Here is a 4,566-nt window from a genome sequence, read left to right on the forward strand (position 1 = left end):
TTGAAAAAAATTTTTTCGAACACTTGTTCGTTATTAAAATATATTATATGCTCCCACCAATGTCAACACATTGAAATCGCTTTTTGCAGGGATTATGTGACAGAGCGAACGAGTGTTTGAATTTATTTTTTCCCTGTGCTATACTATGGCTACACGCAGCAATGAATGGGAAATCCCCAGCGAAAGGAGGAACTTTTGGATGAAGCAAGTGTTAACCAAGAGGCAGCAGCAAATTTTGGACTTTATCCTTAGCGAGATTCACAGGAAAGGCTATCCTCCATCTGTACGAGAGATCGGCAAAGCGGTTGGGCTCTCATCGAGCTCTACGGTTCATAGTCATTTGGCTGCTCTTGAGGAGAAGGGTTATATCCGACGCGATCCCAGTAAACCTAGAGCGTTAGAGGTGTTTGGTTTTCGAGAAACGGAGATAGGAGTACCACTGAGTAAGGTTCGAAGCGTCCCCGTTGTGGGAAGAATCGCTGCTGGTATGCCCATTTTGGCTCAGGAAAACATCGAAGATATATTCCCTCTCCCCACTGAGCTAGTGGACGAAAATACCTTCATTCTAAAGGTCAAGGGCGATAGCATGATTGAAATTGGGATTTTCGATGGCGATTACCTGGTGGTGAGACAACAACCCACCGCTCAAAATGGCGATATAGTGGTAGCTTTAATTGAGGAAGAGGCCACGGTCAAGAGATTCTTCAAAGAAAGGGGCTACATCCGCCTTCAGCCCGAAAATAGGACCATGGAACCGATCATCACTCAAGATGTGGTGATCTTGGGCAAAGCCGTTGCCCTCCTCCGCAAGTTGTAATCGATTTGTGGCGAGATCAAAGGCTGAATCGATAGCTTGGGGATTTATCCGATCTCGACGAGTTTTTCTATTTCTCTTAAGCTCCCTTGAGGTAACTCGGCAATGATTGAAGTTCCCCTCGAGGTATGTCTTTCGGATATAACCTTGCCGTGTTCATATATTTTCTGGATTAATTCTCCCCTACCAAAGGGTATATGAAGTCGAACTCTAACCACGGCTTCAGAGACTCTCTTTTCGATCTCTCCCAATAATCTATCAATCCCTTCACCCGTTAATGCTGAGATGAAGACACCCTGGGGAAATCTCCTCTTTAACCTTTCTCTCTCTATTTGGCTGAGTTTATCCATTTTATTGAATAGATTAATTCTAGGCTTTTCAGCAGCTTTAATTTCCTCTAGAACCCGCTCCACTGCTTCTATCTGCTCCTCCATTTGAGGGTGACTGGCATCGATGATGTGCACGAGTAGATTTGCCTCTCGAACCTCATCCAAAGTTGAGCGGAAAGCCGCTATCAATTGATGCGGCAACTTTTTGATGAAACCCACGGTGTCGGAGATCACGGCGAGTTGATTATTCGGTAGGATGAGGCGGCGGGTCGTCGAATCCAGTGTGGCGAACAATTTATCCTCTACGAATACGCCAGCATGTGTTAGGGTATTGAGCAGAGTCGATTTTCCAGCGTTTGTATAGCCCACTATTGAGATGCTGAAAATCGATGCCTTCTTGCGCTTCTTCCGCTGTATGGCACGGTTTTGCCTGAGGTGCTTGAGCTCCTTATTTAAATGCTGAATTCGATGTCTGATGCGACGACGGTCTACTTCGAGTTTGGTTTCTCCGGGTCCCCTGGTACCTATTCCACCACCAAGTCTCGAAAGCTCGATGCCCCTTCCTTTAATTCTTGGGAGGAGGTAAACCAGTTGAGCTAGCTCAACTTGTAGTTTACCTTCACTTGAATGAGCCCGCTGGGCGAAGATATCCAAAATGATTGCAGTTCTGTCGATGATCTTCCGTTTTATTATATTCTCGAGGTTGTGTTGCTGGGATGAGGTTAAATCTTGATCGAAGACGATGAGATCTGCTTCGAGTTTGCATGCTAAATCTCGTATTTCTTCAACCTTGCCTGGACCAATGAATGCTCGAATGTGAGGGGTTTCCCTCTCCTGAATGACTCGAGCGACCACCTCTCCTCCAGCCGTGATGACCAGTTGTTCTAACTCATTTAAGGATTCTTCTAAATCCCAAGAGCTAATGGAGGGTAACTTCACTGCAACGAGTATGGCCCGCTCTTTTCTCCTGTCTATGATCTCTTCGATTTTTTATTTCCTCCTTATTTTAAGGCTTTCTCCATCCTTTCCAGCGCCTCTTTGAGGTGATCATCCTTTACCGTTAGCGAAATTCGAATATAACCTTCACCGGATGGACCATAAGCGCTGCCAGGTGCAACTACAACTCCGGCTTTCTCTAAAATAATTGTAGCAAACTCTGCTGAGGTTTGCCCATCTGGCACGGGGACCCAAACGTAGATGGTAGCTTTAGGTTTCGGCATCCTAATCCCGATCCTATTTAAGGTATCGATGACCATATCTCGGCGTCGGGCATAGATCTGGCACATTTCCCTGATGCAACTCTGAGGTCCTTGAAGTGCTTCAATTCCGGCATATTGAATGGCGTTAAAGATACCCGAATCCACATTGGTTTTAACCCTTCCTAAAGCCTCTATCATTTGGGCATTTCCCGCAGCCCATCCAATTCGCCATCCGGTCATGTTGTAGGTTTTTGATAGAGAGTGAAATTCCAGGCCGACATCGATTGCTCCGGGGGTTTGTAGAAAGCTGGGGGCGATGTATCCATCGAAAGTTATCTCCGAGTAAGGATTATCGTGGCATACCACTACACCATAAGTTTTGGCGAAATCCACCACTTTTTCGAAGAAGCCCTCTTTAACAACGGCGGATGTGGGATTATTTGGATAATTCAAGAACATGATCCGCGCTCTATTCGCAACATTTTTATTTATGGCGGAAATATCCGGAATGAAATCATTCTCAGCCAGAAGGGGCATGAAATGGGGCACTCCCCCGGCAAGAATGGTGCCTGCATTATAAACAGGATAACTGGGGTCTGGAATCAAGGAAATGTCTCCGGGATCAACCAAGGCCAAGAAGATATGGGCAATTCCCTCCTTTGAGCCGATCAAAGGAAGAATTTCCTTCTCCGGGTCGAGATGTACCTTAAATCTCTTCTCGTACCAATCGGCTATGGCCCTTCTAAAATCGAGCATACCGTAGTATGAGGGATAGCGATGATTCGCGGGATTATGTGCCTCTTTACACAGCTTGTTAATTATATGGGTGGGAGTAGGTTCTATGGGATCTCCAATTCCCAAGCTAATGACGTCTATTCCTTGAGCTTTTTTCTCTTCAATTTTCCTATCGATCTGTGCAAATAGGTACGGAGGCAAATTTTCAATTCGTTTGGCCAATCTCAAGATGGTAACCTCCTCCTTTGTAAGTTCTACACCTACGAGCCTTATATCTCAACGATACCGGTAAATACTTTTTCCACCGGACCTGCTAAGTATACATGATTATCTTTGGCCCACTCTATGTCAAGCTTACCCCCTGGGAGTTTAACCGTTACCTTTCTTTCGGTGAGTTCATTCTTTATGGCGGCTACCACCGCGGCACAGGCACCAGTTCCGCAGGCTAGGGTCTCCCCCACTCCTCGTTCCCATACCCTTAGGTGGATTTGGCGAGAATTTACAATCTGAGCGAACTCAACATTAACTTTATTGGGAAATATCGGCAGATTCTTTATTACGGAACCAAGTCTTTTTACGGGGGCCCTCCTTATATCCTCGACGAAAATCACACAGTGGGGATTTCCCATGGAGAGGCAAGTCGCCTTGATGATTTCCTTTCCCACCTGTATTGGTTGATCAATGACCTCCTTGCCCCCAGTGAGTATTGGAATCAGCTCTGGTTTAAATATGGGGAGACCCATGTCAACTTTTGCCCCCTCAACCCTCTTGCCTTTGAGAAGCAGGAGCACTTCCCTGGCTCCGCTTAAGGTTTCAATGGTCATCGCCGTTTTAAGGGCAAGACCCTGGTCATAAAGATATTTAGCGAGGCATCGGATGCCATTTCCACACATTTCTGCTTGGGAGCCATCCGAGTTAAAAAAGAGCATAAAAAAATCTCCACCCTCGGCGGGTCGAACGAGGATCAAACCATCTGCTCCAATGCCAAAGTGTCTGTCACAGATTTTGCAAATTACTCGAGGTGAGAGATCGAGTTTACTTTTCAAATCCTCCATTATGATAAAATCATTTCCCAGACTATGATACTTGGCAAATCTTATTTCGGTCAGGATGAAACCCCCTTCCAAATTCCGAAAATCGGAATTCGAAAATCAAATATAAATGAATTTTTCTTCCCGGAGGAGATCAAGGATCTCTGAAGCGATCTCCTCGGCTGATTTACCGGATACATCCATCCACTTTACCCTGGGATCCCGTCGAAACCAGGTGAGTTGCCTTTTTGCAAATTGCCGGGTTCTCTGTTTTATTCTTTCGACGGTCCCCTGCAGAGAACTTTTGCCCTCCAAATAATCGAGTAATTCCTTGTATCCTAAAGCTTGACTAGAGGTTAATGGTTCCTTATACCCCTTTGAAACAAGATCCTTTAATTCCTTCAATAAACCCTTTTCCATCATTTCGTCAACGCGCCTATCTATGTTCGCGTGAAGCT

At 45.5% G+C, this 4,566-nt stretch carries 5 protein-coding genes; 1 reads left to right on the top strand and 4 read right to left on the bottom strand.

Features of this window, described 5'->3' with window-relative positions:
• Nucleotides 1-199: 199 nt before the first annotated feature.
• Entirely contained in the window at nucleotides 200-817 is a 618-nt protein-coding gene (lexA, locus tag AB1466_06745) for a transcriptional repressor LexA (GenBank protein MEW6189781.1), read from the top strand.
• Nucleotides 818-861: 44 nt separating this feature from the next.
• On the opposite strand, the gene hflX is transcribed toward lexA, so the two are convergent.
• From hflX to AB1466_06765, 4 genes are all read right to left on the bottom strand, one after another.
• Nucleotides 862-2,130 (bottom strand): GTPase HflX, encoded by a 1,269-nt coding sequence (hflX, locus tag AB1466_06750; protein MEW6189782.1) that lies wholly within the window; start codon nucleotides 2,128-2,130, stop codon nucleotides 862-864.
• Nucleotides 2,131-2,144: 14 nt separating this feature from the next.
• Nucleotides 2,145-3,305, bottom strand: a complete 1,161-nt coding sequence (locus tag AB1466_06755; protein ID MEW6189783.1) for an LL-diaminopimelate aminotransferase — start codon at nucleotides 3,303-3,305, stop codon at nucleotides 2,145-2,147.
• Between the two features lie 41 nt (nucleotides 3,306-3,346).
• Nucleotides 3,347-4,204: a diaminopimelate epimerase gene (dapF, locus tag AB1466_06760; GenBank protein ID MEW6189784.1), complete on the bottom strand. Its 858-nt coding sequence runs from the start codon at nucleotides 4,202-4,204 to the stop codon at nucleotides 3,347-3,349.
• Nucleotides 4,205-4,228: 24 nt separating this feature from the next.
• Nucleotides 4,229-4,566 (bottom strand): tRNA (adenosine(37)-N6)-dimethylallyltransferase MiaA (locus AB1466_06765; protein MEW6189785.1); only part of this gene is annotated, 338 nt, incomplete at its 5' end.

The organism is Actinomycetota bacterium (assembly GCA_040755895.1).
Classification (GTDB): Bacteria; Actinomycetota; Aquicultoria; order Subteraquimicrobiales; family Subteraquimicrobiaceae; genus Subteraquimicrobium.

Bases quoted from the DNA above. Each gene is read 5' to 3' on its own strand.
- lexA (MEW6189781.1), top strand. From the start codon at position 200: ATGAAGCAAGTGTTAACCAAGAGGCAGCAGCAAATTTTGGACTTTATC.